Genomic DNA, 17,397 nt, shown 5'->3' on the forward strand with positions numbered 1-17,397 from the left:
TGGTCGAACACTCCGGCGCCCCGAGGGGACGTCCCGAGGATCTTTGGCCCGGCGGCGGGGTTCCGGACGGGTCAGTTGTCGATGCTGGCCAGGGTAGCCAGGCCCTGCACTGTGATCTGGGGTCTTTTTTCGGCACCTGGGAACGTGTGGGCAGTGTCCGGATCGTCCACGACGGCCAACGCCGACGTCGGGATGCTCAGTGTGACCGTGTCGCCGGCGGCAAGCGCACGGCCCCACGGAATTTCGGCACGCAACAGAACCCCGGCCGCATCCACGCTGACCAGCCGCCGCGGACCCAGGACCCGCAGCCCGGAAACCGTTGCATGGAGCCCGGGGCCGTTACCCGGGCCGACTTCGATGCTCTCCTGGCGCACGAGCAGAATCCCTGGGCCGGGCGGCCAGGTCGTGTCACCGGGCAGCCGCAGCGCGCCCAGCGCCGAGTGGTGGCATCCGTTGCGCACGGTGCCCGGGATCTCGTTGGCACCGCCCATCAGCCGGCTGGCTTCCAGGGAGACCGGGCGTGAGTACATCCGTTCAACGCTGTCATGCTGGAGCATCCGGCCGCCACTGAACAGGGCAATCTTCTCGGCCACGGCGGCTGCCTCACTGCGGTCATGGGTGACCATCAGGACTGTGGGGTTCACGCTGCGCCGCAGCTGCGCCAGCAGATCATGCATGACAGAGCGCAGTTCCGGATCCAGGGCGCTGAACGGCTCGTCCAGCAGCAGCACTGCCGGTCTGGCTGCCAGGGCCCGGGCGATGGCGACCCGCTGTGCCTGGCCGCCGGAGAGCGCCGCGACCGGGCGTGGGCCAAACCCTGCCAGCTGCACGAGTTCGAGGAAGCCGGCAGCATCGGCCCGTGCCGCCCTCTTGGCGACTCCGCGGACGGTGCCGGCGAAAGCAACATTGTCCAGGACATTCAGGTGTGGGAAGAGCAGCGGACGCTGCTGGACCATGGCCATGCCGCGGTGCTCGGGCCTGACCCCGGCCATGTCTTGGCCGCCGACCAGGACACGACCGGCGTCGGGCCGCTCGAGGCCGGAGATGGCGCGCAGCAGGCTACTCTTCCCGGCACCGGAGGGACCCAGCAGCGCGGTGCACGAGCACGCCTCCACGGTCAGGTCGACGTGGTCCAGGACGGGTGAGGCGGTGCCCGGGAATGATTTTGACAGTCCCTCCACCGTGACCGCTGGGATCATTTCACGTCTCCATTCGTTTGATGACTTCTTGGCCGGCGCCCGAAGAGTCCAAGGACCAGCAGCAGGACAAGCGGCGGCAGCAGGGCCGCCGCGGAGAGCAGTGCGACGGTGGCATCGTTGCCGGTGCCAGCGGCCGCGGCAGCCACCAGGAGGGGGACGGTGACGATCGTGCCGCCACCGACGAGGACGGTGATGACATAGTCGCTCCAGCCGACCAGGAATGCCAGGAAGGCTGCCCGGGCCAGGGCCGGCGCCAGCAACGGCAGCTGAACCCGCCACATGACCTGCCATGCAGAGGCGCCAAGGAGGCGGGCCTCCTCCTCGACGGCGAGGTCGTGGGCGCCGTAGGCGACACGCATGGTGTAGCTCGTGTACGGCAGGGCGTACACCGTCAGCAGAAGAACGACGCCGGCAAAGGGGGGAACCTGCAGGCGCAACAGCAGCACGTTCAGTCCCAGTGCCGCGACGAATGCCGGCAGGGCGAGCGGGGCGAACAGCAGGACGTTCACGGCCGAGGCGAGGAGGACCCGGCGGTAGGCCAGGGCGCGTGCGGCAAGAATACCAAGGGGCGTGGCGACTGCGCTGACCAGCAGCCCCAGGAGCAGGGAGCGGCCGAAGGCCGGCACGGCACCCTGCGCGAGGGCGGCACGCACCCCGCCCCAGCCCCAGGCCTGGGGCAGCACTGCCGGAAAGGACCAGCGGTCGGCAAAGGCCCACAAGGCCAGGGGCACGAGCGGCAGGACGAACCAAAGCGCCAGAGCCAGGGCCAACAGGACCCTGAGGGTGCGGGCGATGCCATGGGATGCCCTCAGCCCGTTTCCGGGCCGGACGGGCCAGGAGAGTGGCGTACGGGAATCGGGTGGGAGGGTCAGCGCCACAGTGTGCTCCTGCGCAGGTAGGCCAGGGCGGCGGCCACGGCGCCAAAGGACAGCAGGGTGGTCACGATGGCCACTGCTGCCGCTTCAGGCCTGGCGGTGAGTGTTGCGGCATTGAACAGGCGCAGCGCCATGACGGGCAGGGGTTCCGGATACGCCCGTCCCAGCAGCCATGCGACTTCGTAGGAGCCAAAGCTGTAGACGAAGATGATCGTGGCGGAGACGGTCAAGGTGGGCAGGCTGAGGGGAAGCAGGACGTTCCGGAGCCGGCTGAGCCTCCCGGCGCCCAACAGTGCTGCTGTTTCGTCGTAGCTGACCGCCCGGGTGGCGAGGGTTCCGGTGACCACCAAGGCCACGAAGGCTGATTCCTTCCATCCGTATTCTGCGACAACGCCGATCCACCACGGACCGCCGACCAGTTCCGGCCATGACCCGCCGGCATTGAACAGGCGGGCGAGCAGTCCCGAGTCGGCCAGCAGCAAGGAGACGGAGGCAGCGCCGACGATGTGCGGCACGGGAACGGTCAGAGTGCCCAGGGCGGCGACGACCTTGCCACACCACCTGCCCTGGACAATGACAAGCGCTGCGGTGAACCCCACGAGGCAGGCCACCACTGTCGATGCCGCAGCTATCGCCAGGGAAAGGACGATCCCCACCGGCAGGTCGCTGGCCTGGGCTGCATACGCCGCCGCCGTCAGGGACGGCGGGCCCACCAGGGGGAACAGGCCCAGGCTCTGGGCGAGGGCCGTGGCCATTCCCCCGATGACCACGAAAGCGGTAATGAGGATGGCGGGGGCTGCCATCAGCGTCCCGGGAAGCCAGGAACGACCGCCTACGGGCGCCGGTGGGGCCATGTCCGTCATCACCGGCCCGCCAGAACCAGTCGCCGCCACGCGTCGTCGAGCGCCGGCACCCAAGCGGCAGAAAGTTCCGGGTTGGCATTTCGGGAAAGCACATCGTAGGACGGCACGACGGCGGACTGCGGCAGCTGCTCGAACAGGGCTCGCTGGGCAGGGTCCAACCGGGCAGTGTCCAGAACGGTGTACTGGCCCCAGACCCGCGGGTCTGCTTTGGCGGCCTGTTGTTCCGGTGACAGCGCCAGGTTCGCGACTGCCATAGCCGCTGCCTTGTGCCCGGAGGTTGACGGGATGGCAAGAAAACTGGCGTTCCCCACCGTGCCCTCGTTCAGGGTGAGGACTTTCGTGGCGGCAGGATAGGTGCCGTCGGCGACGAGTTTGGTCAGTTCGGCCGGTCCGTAGGTCATGGTGAAGTCCACCTGCCCACCCGCATAGAGGGTATTGAGTTCAGCGGAGGTCTTGGGGTATGTCTTACCCTGGCGCCAGAGTGAAGGGGCCAGTTCCTTGAGCCTGCTGTACAGGGCGGGGGTGAGCCGGTCGAAGGCTTTCTGGTCAAAGCGCAGCGGCACATTTTTGTCACCGCCGGAGACGCTGTCGAGTCCTTCCCGGATAAAGACGGATCCGGTGAAATCCGGGGGCGCGGGGTAGGTGAAGCGGCCGGGGTGTTGTTGTGCCCAGTCCAACAGCCCGGCCAGGGTATGTGGCGGGTCGGTGACGGTAGCGGAGTTGTAGGCGATGGTGAACTGCGCTTTGCTCCACGGTGCCTCGCAACCCTGGACCGGGGTTCCGAAGTCGTTGCCCAGCAGGGGATCGGAGGAGTTGGTCAGCAACATGTTCGGCAGCTGCGACGTCCAGCCGCATGACCAGGCGCCGGCCTGCTTTCCGGTGCCGAAGTTGTCCCCGTTGACCCAGACCAAGTCGACGGTGCCATCCCGGGTGCCGGCCTGGATCTCGGTCAGGACACGGTTCAGGGCGTCTCTGGTATCGGCGACGGGAACGCGCTGGAGCGTGACCCCCAGCGTGGCCGCGGCCGGGATCAAGTCCTTGTCCACATAGGCGTTGCCCTGTTCGTCACCGCCATACATCCACAACCGCACCGTCTGGCCCTTCGCATCCGCGACGACCTGGTCCCAGCTGGCAAAACTCTGCTGCGCCGGGGCTGGGGCGCTGCAGGCGCTGAGGACAAGCAAGGCAGCGGCAGCGCCTGCGATGAACGTGCCGAACCGGATGCGGCGGATGCCGAACCTTCGCATATCAGCCTTTCCTTGTCCGCGCGCCGGCCGGGCCGGTGGTCGAATCCGTGGAGGCAGGAACGGTCGAGGCCGGATCCCCGTTCGCCGGAGGGCGTGTGACGGGCCTGATGGGGAGCATTTTGCGCAATCCGACGTTTTCGCCGGCATCCAGGACCGAATGCTGGACACAGGCGGGCACCAGCACCCCGGTCTCCGCGTGGCTCATGGTGTACATGCAGGCGCCGAGGCGTTCTTGGGTTTCCTTGATTTTCGGGTCATCGCTGGCCACGCCTTGCTCCATCAATGCCCAGGCCGGGGCGACGTCGGCGGCATCCATGAAGTTGTGCACCACGAACGTCCTGAAGGACAGGCGGCGTTTGAAGGCCGCGGACGCTACGGCCCGCAGCCCGCCCGCCCGGCGCATCAGGCGCACGGCGAAGGAGACGAGGTGGGGAACGTCGCCCGGGTAGGACAGGAGCGCCCGCAGGATTTTCGCGCCCACAATCCAGGCGGGGGTGCCGCCAAAAATCATGCCACCAAAGTGCGCCAGGACCCTGTCGCGGGCCGCAAGGTCCCTGGGGTCATCCGGGTCCAGCAGGGCAGCGCTGCGGGTCCCGGCGGTGACGGTGACGGCGGTCCTGTTGCAGCGCGGGTCCCCAAACTGGGTGCCCTGCCACGGGATGGCATGCCCGGCCCCGGCCTCGATCCGGGACCACACCGCATCGATGGAGACGGCCTCGAATCCTTCGGACCACCTGCGGTCATCCCCGATGTAGGCTGCCGGTTGGAACGAGAGCATGTCATACGGCATCTCCAACACGACCCGGGCCACCTCGGTGACTTGGTCAAGGTTGGCCGGTGTGACGGTCATGTTGTGGGCGAGGTAGGAACGGACGCCGTGATCGTGTTTAAGGGTGGTGAACATTTCAGCGAACTGTGCCCGGAACGGGTTGAGCTCGGCTTCGCTGTGGGGGCGCACGGCGCCGCGTCGTCCGCGCATCAGCGAATCAAAGTGGGCGGCGAAGGAGACCCTGTCAAAGCGTGGCGTGCCGCCCGGGCCCAGTACGACGTCGAGCAGGTATTGGTAGTCAAAGTCTCCGTGGGTCATGGACATCGGTTCCCGGCCGTTGGCACGCATGGCCAACAGCGCCGCGGCGTGGTCCCCGGCGGGGAGCAGGCTGACTTCCCCGCCGATCAACTGGGCATGGGCGCGGGGGCCACGGACGCTGCGGAGGTACTCCATCTGTTCGGTGACGCCTTTGACGGTGTGGCCGCCGTCGATCCTGACTTTGTTCGCGTCGGCCGAGTGGTAGCAGGGTGAGCAGGTGAGGTTGCATTTGGGGAAGACTCCGTGCGTGCCTTCGCATCCGACGGCGGTCCGCCCCAGCAGCTGGCCGGGGGTTTTGACGTGATCAGGCAGCTGCGCCCAGCGCCGCTCCAGTGCATTCCTGCTTTCGGGCTGGATCGGCCTGGTGGTCATTTCGATGCCTCGGAGGAGGGCGGCGATCTTCATGGTGGTCCTCTTGGTCATGCTGCGGATGCGGGCTGGAGGCGGATGGTGGTCCGGTTCCCTTTTAGGCGTGCAGTTCCGGTGCCGCCGGGAGATCCAGCTCGGTGCCGGCGTAGTGGTTGAAGTAGTTGGTGAACAGGTTCGCGGCAATGTGGGCAAAAGTCTCTGCGAGTTCATCGGCACTCCAGCCGGCGGCCAGGGCAGCCTGCCAGGTGGCTTCCTGGACGTGTCCGGTGTTGGCCGCGGCCTCGCGGGCGACGGCGGTGATGGTGTCGATCTTGTCGTCGAAGTCCACTTCCCCGGCGCGGATGTCAAGGATCTGCTGCTCCTCAAGGCCCGCCCGTCGGGCCGAGAGGGTGTGCGCGGCCTGGCAGTAGTCGCAGCCGTTCTGGTTGCCCACGGCCAGGGCGATGGCCTCCCGGGTGCGGGCGTTGAAGGTGCCGTGTGCGGCGATGGCTGCGTTCATCCCCGTGTAGGAGGCGATCACGGCCGGAGAGTGTGCCATTCCGGCATGGATGTTCAGCAGCTTGCCCATTTTCCGCTCGAGTTTCCTCGCTGTCTCTTGTGAGGCTTCGGGTGCGGTGGCAACGGTGTGAGTGGGAATGCGTGGCATGGGGGGTGATCTCCGGTCTTTCGTAATGTGGGGGGCAAGCAGGGTGGCGAGAGAGTGACGGCTCAGTGTTTCTCGTCGCGAATGACGATGCCACTGGCGGGGTCGAAAGCGACGTGGCCCTTGATCGTCCAGGCAAGCGGGGACGGCAGGGGGTAGGACCAGGCGGCGTTGGAAGCGCGGAAACCACCGGCGTGGACATGGTGGTAGCGGGCGATGCCCTTCCAAAAGCACAAGGTGCGCAGCCAACTCTTCGCCAAGACAGCGGGTTCGACGGAGTTGGGCGGAAAGTAGTGGTTTCCCTCCAGAAAGACCGTCTGCTCCGCGCGGGCGATCACCTGGCCGTGAAACGTGGCCGTTATCATGAGGAGCTCCGGGCCAGTTTATGAAGGATGTCCCGGTCCGTGACGATAATGCGTCCGCGGCCCTGCCGGACGGCATTTTTGCCGGTGAGCTCGCCCATGACCTTGCTGGTGGCCTCCCGGGAGGCGCCCAGCAGCCCGGCGAGTTGTTCGTGGGTGAGGTGGATGGTGCGTCCCTGGCTGAAACGGTGCGGTGTGATGTTCTCCGAGAGTTTCAACAGTGTTGAGGCAACCTGGGCGGAAAGCGGTTTCAGGGCCAGGTCGGTGAGGCGTTCCTCAAGCCGGGCGACCTGCTCGCCGAGCAGCCGGGAGATGCGGATGGCGATGCGCGGATCCGAAAGCAGGAACCGTTCGACCTCGTCCACGCTGAGTTGGCAGATCGTGGCATCCTCGATGGCCTCGGCGTAGTTGTCATACATGCGCTGGCCGACGAGCATCATTTCCCCGAACACGGCACCGGGTTCCAGGATGGCCATGGTCAGGGCCTTGCCGTCCTCGGCGACCCTGAAGACCCGGACCCGGCCGCTCTTGAGGATGAACAGGGCCGTGACCGGCTGGGACTGGCTGAAGAGCAGTTCCCCGCGGCGGAACAGCCGGGCCGGGGCCATGAGGTCCATGGCCGCGATTTCCTGGGCGCTCAGGTCGGCGAACAGCTCGACTTCGGTCAAGCAGCTGAACGGATCAAGCGGTCCACTCACCAACGGTTCTGCCTCTCGTAGGCTCGGGGTCCACGGCCTCAGGTCGCCGGGGACGACGGCGGCCAGCTCACTTTTGCATTCATCCCTCATGGCCGGCCCGCAATGACCCGTACGGCCACCAACCCCAGAATAGCCCCAAAGATCATGTGCCCCATCAGGCTCAGCACAGCGGTCGGGCTGACGGCGAAAAGCGGCATGCCCAACATGGCTGGCATGATCATCAGCGGACCCAGGACCCACCAGATGGCTCCGTAGGCAAGTCCGACGAGCGCGCTGCGGCGATAACCGGTCAGGGGCCGGTTGCCGAACAGTACGGTCAGGCCCAGCCCGATAAACACAGAAATCATCAGGTGGACGCCGAATCCGACCACGGCCGACGAGGAGCCGACCATGGAGGCGATCATTGGCAGCATGCCCATCATCGCCATCAGCATGCCGAAAACGATGCCGCCGGCAAGGCCGCCGGAGACCCCGGCGAGAACCCGCTTGCCCAGGCCGGAGGAAATGGAAGAGTGTGTAAGAGCTGGTGCGGAAGCCATGGCGGCGGCCTTTCGTGGAGGTGGTTGTGCTGACCCCTTCAACGTATGACCGGTCAAGGCCCCTCTTCCGTAATCTGGAGTACACAACAAGCCACTGCCGCCGGCCTTGTCCTTTATCGCGATCGCATCCCCGCCCGAGAGCCTGCGCGGTGGCGGTTCACCCTGTCCGGCTCGGCACCGTTTTCCCGGCCCGGATCTGGAGGTGGCCCGCCCGGGCCGAGGCCCGGACGACCTCGGTGCACTGTTCCTCGACGGCCCGCCAGGGTGCGGCATGGATGTCGGAGCCACCCAGCGCGCAGGCCAGCCGCGCCAGCGGAGTCAGCCACCGCGCCCAGCCCAAAGGGTCCTGCATGTCCACGACCCCGACCAGGCCGCCCGGGCCCAGCAGGGACGTCGTGGTCGCCCAGGCCCGTTCCCAATCACCCATTAGCGACAGCGAGTACGTGGCAAGGGCGGCGTCCGAGAGGGCCGTTCCCCCTGCCTCCACGATGCGTCTCTGGAGGGTGGCGGGGTCCTCAAGCACCATATCCGCCTGGACCAGGATGACATTGTCGCAGTGGCGGGCTTCGGCGCGGCGGCGGGCCTGGCGGAGCATCTGGGCGCTGCGGTCGATGCCCACGATCGTGCCGGAGGCACCGATACGGTCCTGCAGCAGGGCGAAATTCAGCCCCGTGCCGCATCCGATGTCCAGCACCTGCTGGCCCTGAGTGGGGGCGAGGGCAGCGATGCCGAGCACCCGTCCGGCATGATAGAGAGGGTATTCCCCCGACAGCAGGTCATAGAACGGGGCAAACCGCGTGTATTTATCGCCCAAGGTGGGCTCCTTCCGGTTCGTTCCGTTTCGCTCCGCGTCGGCGGCACGGTCGCGGCGGACCGCACCGGCCGGTGCAGTGTCCGGCAATCAAGCTCACTCAAGAGGAGTCCATCATGACAGACAAGCACCAACTCGTAGACTTGCTGGTGGTGGGCGGCGGCACGGCCGGAATCGTCGGCGCCACGACGGCGGCCGGGATGGGGGCGCGCACCGTGCTGGTTGAACGAGCCCGCACGGGAGGTGACTGCCTGTGGACCGGATGCGTCCCGTCCAAGACGCTCCTCTCAGCCGCCGAACACGCGGCACAAGTGCGTGCACTGACCGGGCAGGCACCGGAATTCAAGGCAGTGCGGGAACGCATCTTCGCCGCTATCAACTTCATTGAACCCGTCGACTCCCCGGCAGCGCTCGAAGCCGCCGGGGTGCGGGTTATCAAGGGCACCCTGACGTTTCGCGGACCCGGTGTGGCTGAGGTCGACGGCGAGACCATCCGCTTCCGGCAGGCGCTGGTCGCCACTGGTGCCGCGCCGACCACCACCGGCATCGCGGGATTGGATCGGGACTTAGTGGTGACTTCGGAGACGGTGTGGGACCTGGAGACCCTCCCGGCCCGGCTGACCATTGTGGGAGGCGGTCCTATCGCCTGCGAACTCGGGCAGGCCTTCGCCCGCCTGGGATCTCAGGTGACCATGGTGGTCCGCTCCCGCATCCTTCCCAGGGAAGACCCCGACGCAGCCTCGCTGGTGCGACAAGCCCTCGAATCCGACGGCGTCCGCATCTTGGAGCACACCACCATTGAAAAGGCTGCCAGCACGGGCGCGGGGACCCGGCTCCAGCTCGGGACCGGCACGGCCCTTGCGGCTGACACGGTCCTGATGGCCATAGGCCGTTCGCCCCGGACCGCCGGCCTTGGCTTGGAGCGGGTGGGGGTGGAGCTGGATGGGGGCGGCCACATTGTCACGGATACACGGATGAGGACCACCAACCCTCTCATCTGGGCCGCGGGGGACGTGACGGCGAACCTGCAGTTCACGCATCTGGCCGGGGTCCACGCATCCGTGTCCGCCGCCAATGCGGTCCTTGGGCTCAAACGGCGCATCAGCGCCACGGTGCCCCGGGTGACGTTCACGTCCCCGGAGGTTGCCGCCGTCGGGCTTTCCACGGCCGACGGCGGTTCGGGGCACCGCGTCCGGACGGTCCAGCACTCCCACGTTGACCGGGCCGTGACCGAAGGCAACACGGGCGGGTTCACCCGGCTGGTCGTGGACCGTCGGGGGAAAATCCTCGGCGGCACCCTGGTGGGCCCCCGGGCCGGGGAATCCCTGGCCGAGCTGACCCTGGCTGTGCAGAAGGGCATGACCACCTCGAATATTGCCGGAACAACGCATGCTTACCCCACCTATTCGGACGGCGTGTGGAACGCCGCCGTTGCTGATGTCAGGGAGCGCTTGGCCTCCCCCCTGATGGGGCGGGCCACGGCGGCCCTGGTCTGGGGGCGGCGCCGCTGGCTGGACAGCGCTGCGCTTCACCGCAGGGAGCGGTAGCCGGCGATGATCCGCTGGACCGCGCTGGCCGTGACCAGCAGCGCCCAGACGGCGGCGATTTCCCACGCACCACCGGGGAAGATGAGCCACAGGCTGTGCACGGCTACGGTCTCCGCACCCTCGGTCAGGCCGGGCAGGAACGACAGCGACCGACCGTCCCGGATCTGGCGGCCGGCTTTTTCGGCGATGGAGGAGAACGCAAGGAACGCGGTGCCGTTGATGTAGTAGGCAAAAAGGACCAGCAGGAACGGCAGCCACGGGGCGGCGAATGCGGCGTTTGCGCCGATACCCACGCCCACCACCGTTGCCCCGTAGACGACGAAGTCGGCGCAGATGTCCCAGAATCCGCCCCTGCCGGTGTCCTGGTTTCCGGTGCGGCGGTTCCGGCGCCGGGCCAGCGGACCGTCGAGGCCGTCGGCGATCCGGCACAACAGCCACGCGGCCAGGGCAGGCAGCCAGCACTGCCCGGCCGCCAGGGCTGCACTGGCCAGGCCAAGAACCAGGTTCAGGGCCGTCAGCCTGTCCGGAGTGATCCCCGGCCGGTCCAGCCAAGCGGCGGCCCGTCCCAGGGCCGGCTCCATGACCCGCCGCAACCTGGCATCAAACATCGGCGCCCTTCCCCGTCCGGCGCCGCCGGACGGCGACCACCAGCCCCGCCAAAGTCAGCACTCCGAGGGCGCCGAGCGCGAGGTCGAGCTGCCATCCCGGCTTGAGGCCGAACGCACCCAGCGCCACGAAACTCACCGTGCCGGGAAGGATACCGATCGCAGTCCCAAAGAAGTACTGCCACCAGCCCAGGGAGGTCAGCCCAGCTGCATAATTGATAGCCGTAAACGGCAGAACGGGCACCAGGCGGACACCGATCATGGCCGCCAGCCCGCGCCGCCGCAGCAGCCGGTCGACTTTCTCCACCCGCGTGCCTGTGAATCTCTCCACCGCCTCCCGGCCCAGCCAGCGGCCCAGCCAGAAGGCAGCCACGGAACCGAGCATCGCACCGGCATAGACGACGGCGAGACCGCCGCCGAGCCCAAAGATCAGCCCCGCTGCAACGGAGAGGACGTTCTTGGGCACCGGAGCCAGCGTCAGCGCTGCATAGGCGACGATGAACGCCGCTGGCCCCCACCAGCCTGTTCTGCCGAAATAGCTGCGGATCTCCCCGACCGGCGGGAGCGGAGAGACCAGCACCGCTGCTGCGGCGGCAGCCACGAGAAACACAAGGATCCCCAGCCGCATCAGCGCCCGGCGCCGTCCGCCCGGAACGGGACCCGTCACGGGGTTTCCCCGCCGCCGGCGGCAGGGAGCCGGTCTTCGTCCTCTGCCGTGCTGATGGCCCAGGCTGCGTTGACGAGGCCGATATGGCTGAACGCCTGCGGGAAGTTTCCGAGCAGCTCGCTGCTGTCCGGGGCAACCTCCTCGGCCAGCAGGCCCAGATCCGTGGCGAACCCCGCGGCCCGTTCGAAGACGGCCCGGGCGCGCCGGGTCTGTCCGGCCAGTGCCAGGGCATGGGCGAGCCAGAACGTGCACAGCAGGAACGTGCCCTCCTCCCCGGAGAGCCCGTCGTCGGCCTGGTACCGGTACACCAGACCCCGCCTGTCCGTGAGCCGGTCTTCGATGGCGTCGATCGTGGCAAGCATCCGGGGATCGTCGGCGGCCACGAACCCCACGATGGAGAGCATCAGCGCCGACGCGTCCAGGTCCTCGGAGCCGTAGGCCCGGGTATAGGCGCCGGCTGTTTCGTTCCAGCCGTTGGTCCGGATCGAGTCGGCGAGCTGCGCCCGGGTCTGCATCCAGTGCGGAACCCGCTCTTCCGCGTTCAGGACCCCGGCGAGGCTGATGGCCCGGTCAACGGCCACCCAGCACATCAGCTTTGAATGCAGGTAATGCCGGGGAGTGCCGCGGACCTCCCAGATGCCCTGATCCGTGGACTGCCAGCGCGATGCTGCAGCGTCGGCCGCATCGGCAAGGAACCGCCGCGTCCCGGGCTCCAAATCGTTGAGATATTCCGGGAGGGTGGCGGCTGCGTCGAGGATCTCGCCGTAGACGTCGAGCTGGCGCTGGTCCCAAGCGCCGTTGCCCACCCGCACCGGGGCGCTTGAGCGCCAGCCCGGAAGGTGGGCCAGTTCGCGCTCGGACAGGTCCCGTTCCCCGCCGATGCCGTACATGATCTGCAGCTCGTCGCCGCCGCTCAGCCGGCCGGCGGCCGCCGTCGCGAGGAACTGGAAAAATTTCCCGGCCTCGTCCGGACACGCGGCCACCCACAGCGCCTGCAAGGTCATGCTGGCGTCCCGGATCCAGGTGTACCGGTAGTCCCAGTTCCGGGTGCCGCCGGCGACCTCGGGCAGGGACGTCGTCGGGGCTGCGACGATCGCACCGGTCGGATAGAACGTCAGTGCCTGCAGGATCCGGCCGCTGGAAGCGACCAGATCCTGCCAGGGCCCGTCGTAGCTCTGATGCAGCTGCGACCAGCTGCCCCAGCCCTCCATCGTGTCCTCAATCCGGCGGCCAATCTCTGCCTGGCTCCAGAACGCCGGCGATACCGGCCCGGGATTCTCGTGGTGAAGGGCGAATCCCAGAACGTCTCCGGCACGGAGAACCAGCTTCGCCCGCGCTTCACCATTATCCAGCGCGAAGGCAACCGGGGTGGAGAAAGCCAGCACGTCGGCCCCGCCGTGGACGAGGATTCCGCCGGCCGTGTCCTCAAGGAGCGGCCGGACGAGTCCGTACTCCGGCCGCGGCGCGAAAGTCACCTCCATCTCGACTTCTCCGTCGACACAGGCCACCTGCCGCAGCAACGTTCCGGGCGCCCCGGCACCGAGTTCGTGGCCCCGGTTCCCGTCTCCCAGCACCAGGGCATCGGTGACTGTCACCGTCCCGCCCACCGCGGCGTGGACCGTTTCAAGCACCATCGTCGGGCCGAGGTACCGCCGGGTCGAGGCGTCTGGGGCCGCAGGCCGGATCGACCAGAAACCCGCGTCCTCACCCAGAATCCGTCCGAACACTGAGGGGCTGTCAAAACGGGGGAAACACAGCCAGTCCACGGACCCCGAGGCGCTCACCAGGGCGGCGGAGCGGCAATCCGAGAGCATGGCGTAGTTGGCAATGGGTTCACTGGTCATCGGTACACCCTGCCTGATTCATTCAAGACCGTCCAGCGCGTCGTCAATGGCGCGGTGGAACGTCGGGTAAGCGTAGATCATCCGGCGCAGCGTGCTGACCGGAATCCGGGCGTGGACCGCCAGTGTCAAGGAAGAAAGGACCTCGCCCCCGGCAGGGCCGGCGGACGTTGCTCCGACCAACACCCCGCGGTCGGCGTCCTCGACGAGTTTGATGAATCCCTGGTTTCCGGACTTGTGGAGCCAGCCGCGGGCGGACGTGGCCAGGTCCGTGAGCCCGACACGGACGTTCAGGCCTTTCCCGCGGGCCTGGGCCTCGGTCATGCCCACGGAACCGATCTCGGGATCGGTAAACGTCACCCGCGGAACCGCATGGTATTCCGCCGGGCCCGGGTCCTGGCCCAGGATGTGCCCGACGGCGATGGCCGCCTGATACATGGACACGTGGGTAAAGGCGCCCTTGCCGGTGATGTCCCCGATGGCGTAGACGCCGTCGGCAATTCGCATGTGCACATCGGGGTCCAGGAACCCAGCGACCGGATCCAGGCCCAAGGCGGCCACAGCGAGGGCGTCGAGGTTGGTGGTGCGGCCCGTGGCCACCAGGAGCCGGCTGGCGGTCAGGGTGGATCCTCCGACGTCGACTCTGAACGTGCCCGCGGAGTGATGAACGCTTTGTATCCGCGCCCCGACGTGGACGTCGACGCCCTCCCCGCGCAGCACGTCCCCGAGGAGCTTGCCGGCCTCGGGCTCTTCCGGGGGCAGCAGGCCCGGCGCGGCTTCCAGGACGCTGACCCGGGTTCCGAAGCGTGCAAAGGCCTGCGCCAGTTCCGCCCCGATCGCCCCTCCCCCGATAACTATCAGGGATTCCGGGACCTCGGAGGCGGCGATTGCCTCCCGGTTTGTCCAGTACGGCACGTCGGCCAGGCCCGGGATGGGAGGAATCATCGGTTCCGTGCCGGTATTGATCACGATGGCGCGGCGGGCGGTGAACTCCTGACCGCCTGCAGTGACGGTCCGCGGCCCGGTGATTTTGCCCCGGCCACGGACAAACCGTCCGCCTTTGCCGGTAAAGCGGTCTACCGCTACGGTGTCATCCCAATTGTCGGTGGCCTCCGAGCGAATCCGCTCTGCCACGGGAGCCCAGTCCGGGCGGACATCGGCATCCCCGGCGAGGCCGCGAATCCTTCGGCCCTCTGCCAGGGAGTTCCCGGCCCGGATCATCATCTTGCTCGGAATGCAGCCGTAGTAGGGACACTCCCCGCCAACCAGACGTCCTTCGATTCCCACGACCGAGAGGCCCGCTTCTGCGAGCTCGCCAGCTGCGGTCTCACCGCCCGGCCCCTCCCGATGACAACAACATCAACAATCTCAGCCATGAAAACTCCTCCTCGTTTATCAACGTGGCATTCCTGAAAGCCTGGCGCGCTGCCACTCCCACCCAAGCAGGCGTCGGTCCTGTGCGCCAGCCGATCCACGCTACCGGCGTCCCTGGCCGCATGTTGGTTCTTTCCGGCGGAACGCCTCGTGGCGGCGACCCTTTTATCCGTGAAACCCGGTCTCACCACCGTAGGGGTGTTCCCGGACCAAGTTCTGCGATCGGGGACACACAACGCCTGATGCGCACTTTGCGGAAGCTGGGGCGCAGGATACTGCCGACAGATAGTACGTGGCGGCGGTCCGACCGACTCTCAGAAAGCGTGCTTGTATCTGAGCGAGAAATACCCTTGGCATTTTCTCTAAGTGGCTATCCAAGTAACTGCCGCGATTGCAAATTTTTAGCAGTTCATTCCGGAATGTGTCAAATCAAATGGGCTCTTCGCATTTAGGCATGGTTTGCCGCTTTTTTCCGGTATGGGCGATGGCCGCCGGCTGCGAGTAGGCATCTGAGTCTGTAGTGGTCGAAGTTCCGGAATCCGCGGGCGATCCGCCGTGTGGTCTCGATAACACCGTTGATCGCTTCGGTCGGTCCGTTGGAGGCCCCGTGTGTCTCGAAGTACGCGAGGATCGCGCTCTTCCATTGCCGTAGGGTCCTGCCGAGTCTGGCGATCTCCGGGATCGGACAGGACGGGAAAGAAGTGAGTATCCCGGTCACCAGATCCCGGCCTCTGGCCGGGTTGGAGTGGTATACATCCCGGAGCTTCTGGTAGCACTGCCAGGCCAGCGTGACTTCATGGCCGGGATCTCCGGCGATGAGTTTGTCCTCCAGCCGTTTGGCCTGTTTGTCGTTGAGGTGTTCGGCACCGATCTGCAGGGTGCGGCGGATCCCAAAGAGCGGGTCCCCTTTACGTCCGCGGTGTCCCAGGGTGCTTTGTTGGACGCGGCGGCGGACATCGTCCAGAGCAGCACCACCAAGCTTTACGACGTGGAATGCGTCAACGACGGTGATTGCTTCGGGTAGCTCATCACGGACGGCGTTGGCGTAACCACGGAATGGATCCAGTGTTGCGACCTTGATCCCCTCGGCGAAGTCCTTGCCCTGGGCCTTGATCCAGTCCGCGTAGACCTTCCCCGACCGTCCCGGCATAAGATCCAGCAGCCGGGCATGAACACGGCCCTTCTCATCGCGGGTGTGGTCCACGATCCCGGTGACCATGCCCGTGCCGGGGAAGCCGGTATGGGACCAGACATGCTCGTCAACGCCGAGGGCGTCCACCCCGGTCAGCCGGACCTTGTCCGCGAGCCGCCGGAGTGCTTCGGCTTCGATTCCGTCCCAGACGGTCCGCCACGCCACGCCGAGCTGGTGTGCCAGGGCCGAGACGGAGGTATCGAAGCGTTCCAGTGCGTCCACGGCCCAGTGCACGGCCCGGGTCGTGAGTTTCGCCCGACGACCGGCCAGGGCGTGTTCCTCGGTGAAGGTGCCTCTGGGGCAGCCGGTGTCCGGACACCGCCATACCCGCTTAACCCAGACCAGGGACACCGGCCGCCCCAACGACGGTGCGTCGTGCAGGCGGACTTTACGGCGGCCGTGGCCGATCGCCACAACCCCGCAGTCCGGGCAACCGGTGGTGTTCTGATCGGTTTCGACATGAAGGAGGAGTCTGCTGGCAGCATTCGCGGCAGAGATGACGTGCACGCCGTCGACGGCGAACATCGTGTCTGCCCGTTCGCACCAGCGCCCATTCGGGCAGGACATAGAATTAGACAAGTCAGGGTCTCTTTTATGATTGGAAGCTTGGTCGCTACCAATTCAAGGAGACCCTGACCTCGTTCCGCCTCACGCCACGCCGCGCAGGCCGGAGAACATCCCACAAATCCCAATTCTTAGGCCGCCCTAACCATGCTCAAATGCGAAGAGCCATCAAATGAGGCATGATGGTTGTTGTTAATGAACCGAGGGTTCGGGGCGTTTTGCTGGGTCGTTGATCGCCGCTTTGAGGGGCAGCGGGGGTGTGATTGGGCGGCGGGCGAAGCGTTCGGGATGCGCGTTGTGTGCCCGGTCCAGGGTGGCTTGGCGTTGTTCACGCACGGCGGCGGTGCCGTAATGGACGCTGGCCGGGGTGTGGTATCCGATCCCGGAGTGACGGTGCTCATGGTTGTAGTAGGTGATGAAACCCTCCATCCAGGTCCTGGCCTCGTTGACGGACGCGAAGCGATCCGGGTAGTCAGAGACATACTTCATGGTCTTAAATTGGGCCTCCGAAAATGGGTTGTCATTCGATGTGTGGGGTCTGGAATGCGACCGGGTGATGTCCATGTCCACCAGCATCGAGGCCAGGGCCTGGAGGTCATTGCGGCCCCACCGTCCGCGTGCAGATACCCTGGCGGGTGCCCGGTCTGCGCAACTGTGTGTGATCGACTATTTGTAGGCCGTTTCAGCCAGGGAATCCTGCCGGGTTAGTGGCCGGTTTCCTGCTAAAAGAGCGCTAAGAATCAGGCCAGGCATTTCCCCTCCGGTTCATGGATTTTTGGGGAGTGCGCAGAGATTGAGATCACCGGGTGGTTCGGGGCGGTTCCCAGCGTGTTGGGGACATGGGCCCGCCACCCCCAGATAAGTTCCTTACGGCGCTGCCATTGCGAAGCGTATGCGCCGGAAGGGCTGGAAAG

The 17,397-nt window shown here is 66.7% G+C and carries 17 protein-coding genes; 1 reads left to right on the forward strand and 16 read right to left on the reverse strand.

Features of this window, described 5'->3' with window-relative positions:
* Positions 1–71 precede the first annotated feature (71 nt).
* From ACLLJI_RS16720 to ACLLJI_RS16765, 10 genes are all read right to left on the reverse strand, one after another.
* Complete coding sequence (locus tag ACLLJI_RS16720) at positions 72–1,199, reverse strand: ABC transporter ATP-binding protein (RefSeq protein WP_434614587.1); 1,128 nt, start codon at positions 1,197–1,199, stop codon at positions 72–74.
* Complete coding sequence (locus ACLLJI_RS16725) at positions 1,196–2,077, reverse strand: ABC transporter permease (RefSeq protein WP_434614590.1); 882 nt, start codon at positions 2,075–2,077, stop codon at positions 1,196–1,198. Before ACLLJI_RS16725 ends, ACLLJI_RS16720 begins: the two co-directional genes overlap by 4 nt.
* A complete protein-coding gene (locus ACLLJI_RS16730) occupies positions 2,068–2,937 on the reverse strand; it encodes an ABC transporter permease (protein WP_434614594.1) in 870 nt (289 codons plus the stop codon). Before ACLLJI_RS16730 ends, ACLLJI_RS16725 begins: the two co-directional genes overlap by 10 nt.
* A complete protein-coding gene (locus ACLLJI_RS16735; RefSeq protein ID WP_434614597.1) occupies positions 2,937–4,184 on the reverse strand; it encodes an ABC transporter substrate-binding protein in 1,248 nt (415 codons plus the stop codon). The genes ACLLJI_RS16730 and ACLLJI_RS16735 overlap by 1 nt, the downstream gene beginning before the upstream one ends.
* A gap of 1 nt (position 4,185) precedes the next feature.
* Positions 4,186–5,694, reverse strand: a complete 1,509-nt coding sequence (locus tag ACLLJI_RS16740) for a hypothetical protein (RefSeq protein ID WP_434614600.1) — start codon at positions 5,692–5,694, stop codon at positions 4,186–4,188.
* Positions 5,695–5,737: 43 nt separating this feature from the next.
* A complete protein-coding gene (locus tag ACLLJI_RS16745) occupies positions 5,738–6,286 on the reverse strand; it encodes a carboxymuconolactone decarboxylase family protein (protein WP_434614603.1) in 549 nt (182 codons plus the stop codon).
* A gap of 62 nt (positions 6,287–6,348) precedes the next feature.
* Positions 6,349–6,648, reverse strand: a complete 300-nt coding sequence (locus ACLLJI_RS16750) for a DUF427 domain-containing protein (RefSeq protein WP_434614606.1) — start codon at positions 6,646–6,648, stop codon at positions 6,349–6,351.
* Positions 6,645–7,313, reverse strand: a complete 669-nt coding sequence (locus ACLLJI_RS16755; RefSeq protein WP_434614609.1) for a Crp/Fnr family transcriptional regulator — start codon at positions 7,311–7,313, stop codon at positions 6,645–6,647. Before ACLLJI_RS16755 ends, ACLLJI_RS16750 begins: the two co-directional genes overlap by 4 nt.
* Before the next feature lie 116 nt (positions 7,314–7,429).
* Complete coding sequence (locus ACLLJI_RS16760) at positions 7,430–7,882, reverse strand: hypothetical protein (RefSeq protein WP_434614612.1); 453 nt, start codon at positions 7,880–7,882, stop codon at positions 7,430–7,432.
* Between the two features lie 157 nt (positions 7,883–8,039).
* Positions 8,040–8,696 carry a class I SAM-dependent methyltransferase gene (locus tag ACLLJI_RS16765; RefSeq protein WP_434614614.1) on the reverse strand — a complete coding sequence of 219 codons (657 nt, stop codon included), beginning with the start codon at positions 8,694–8,696 and terminating at the stop codon, positions 8,040–8,042.
* Positions 8,697–8,809: 113 nt separating this feature from the next.
* Here ACLLJI_RS16765 and ACLLJI_RS16770 point away from each other — a divergent pair, with 113 nt between their 5' ends.
* On the forward strand, positions 8,810–10,240 hold the full coding sequence (locus ACLLJI_RS16770; RefSeq protein ID WP_434614617.1) for a dihydrolipoyl dehydrogenase family protein: 1,431 nt from the start codon (positions 8,810–8,812) through the stop codon (positions 10,238–10,240).
* Here the strand turns inward: ACLLJI_RS16770 and ACLLJI_RS16775 are convergent.
* The 6 genes from ACLLJI_RS16775 to ACLLJI_RS16800 form a co-directional block, all read right to left on the reverse strand.
* Positions 10,222–10,848, reverse strand: a complete 627-nt coding sequence (locus ACLLJI_RS16775; protein WP_434614620.1) for a CDP-alcohol phosphatidyltransferase family protein — start codon at positions 10,846–10,848, stop codon at positions 10,222–10,224. The genes ACLLJI_RS16770 and ACLLJI_RS16775 overlap by 19 nt on opposite strands.
* Complete coding sequence (locus ACLLJI_RS16780; RefSeq protein WP_434614622.1) at positions 10,841–11,512, reverse strand: TVP38/TMEM64 family protein; 672 nt, start codon at positions 11,510–11,512, stop codon at positions 10,841–10,843. The genes ACLLJI_RS16775 and ACLLJI_RS16780 overlap by 8 nt, the downstream gene beginning before the upstream one ends.
* A complete protein-coding gene (locus ACLLJI_RS16785; protein ID WP_283562139.1) occupies positions 11,509–13,356 on the reverse strand; it encodes a glycoside hydrolase family 15 protein in 1,848 nt (615 codons plus the stop codon). The genes ACLLJI_RS16780 and ACLLJI_RS16785 overlap by 4 nt, the downstream gene beginning before the upstream one ends.
* A gap of 18 nt (positions 13,357–13,374) precedes the next feature.
* Entirely contained in the window at positions 13,375–14,640 is a 1,266-nt protein-coding gene (locus ACLLJI_RS16790) for a dihydrolipoyl dehydrogenase family protein (protein ID WP_434614625.1), read from the reverse strand.
* 535 nt (positions 14,641–15,175) lie between these two features.
* Positions 15,176–16,486 carry an ISL3 family transposase gene (locus ACLLJI_RS16795; RefSeq protein WP_434621468.1) on the reverse strand — a complete coding sequence of 437 codons (1,311 nt, stop codon included), beginning with the start codon at positions 16,484–16,486 and terminating at the stop codon, positions 15,176–15,178.
* Positions 16,487–16,675: 189 nt separating this feature from the next.
* On the reverse strand, positions 16,676–17,059 hold the full coding sequence (locus tag ACLLJI_RS16800; RefSeq protein ID WP_434614628.1) for an integrase core domain-containing protein: 384 nt from the start codon (positions 17,057–17,059) through the stop codon (positions 16,676–16,678).
* Between the last annotated feature and the right edge of the window lie 338 nt (positions 17,060–17,397).

It is taken from the genome of Arthrobacter sp. A5 (assembly GCF_051131705.1).
Taxonomy (GTDB): Bacteria; Actinomycetota; Actinomycetes; order Actinomycetales; family Micrococcaceae; genus Arthrobacter_M.

Excerpts from the sequence above, each read along its gene's own strand:
- ACLLJI_RS16720 (WP_434614587.1), bottom strand. The coding sequence starts at position 1,199 with ATGATCCCAGCGGTCACGGTGGAGGGACTGTCAAAATCATTCCCGGGC.
- ACLLJI_RS16730 (WP_434614594.1), bottom strand. The coding sequence starts at position 2,937 with ATGACGGACATGGCCCCACCGGCGCCCGTAGGCGGTCGTTCCTGGCTT.
- ACLLJI_RS16735 (WP_434614597.1), bottom strand. The coding sequence starts at position 4,184 with ATGCGAAGGTTCGGCATCCGCCGCATCCGGTTCGGCACGTTCATCGCA.
- ACLLJI_RS16740 (WP_434614600.1), bottom strand. The coding sequence starts at position 5,694 with ATGACCAAGAGGACCACCATGAAGATCGCCGCCCTCCTCCGAGGCATC.
- ACLLJI_RS16745 (WP_434614603.1), bottom strand. The coding sequence starts at position 6,286 with ATGCCACGCATTCCCACTCACACCGTTGCCACCGCACCCGAAGCCTCA.
- ACLLJI_RS16750 (WP_434614606.1), bottom strand. The coding sequence starts at position 6,648 with ATGATAACGGCCACGTTTCACGGCCAGGTGATCGCCCGCGCGGAGCAG.
- ACLLJI_RS16760 (WP_434614612.1), bottom strand. The coding sequence starts at position 7,882 with ATGGCTTCCGCACCAGCTCTTACACACTCTTCCATTTCCTCCGGCCTG.
- ACLLJI_RS16770 (WP_434614617.1), top strand. The coding sequence starts at position 8,810 with ATGACAGACAAGCACCAACTCGTAGACTTGCTGGTGGTGGGCGGCGGC.
- ACLLJI_RS16775 (WP_434614620.1), bottom strand. The coding sequence starts at position 10,848 with ATGTTTGATGCCAGGTTGCGGCGGGTCATGGAGCCGGCCCTGGGACGG.
- ACLLJI_RS16785 (WP_283562139.1), bottom strand. The coding sequence starts at position 13,356 with ATGACCAGTGAACCCATTGCCAACTACGCCATGCTCTCGGATTGCCGC.
- ACLLJI_RS16795 (WP_434621468.1), bottom strand. The coding sequence starts at position 16,486 with ATGTCCTGCCCGAATGGGCGCTGGTGCGAACGGGCAGACACGATGTTC.
- ACLLJI_RS16800 (WP_434614628.1), bottom strand. The coding sequence starts at position 17,059 with ATGCTGGTGGACATGGACATCACCCGGTCGCATTCCAGACCCCACACA.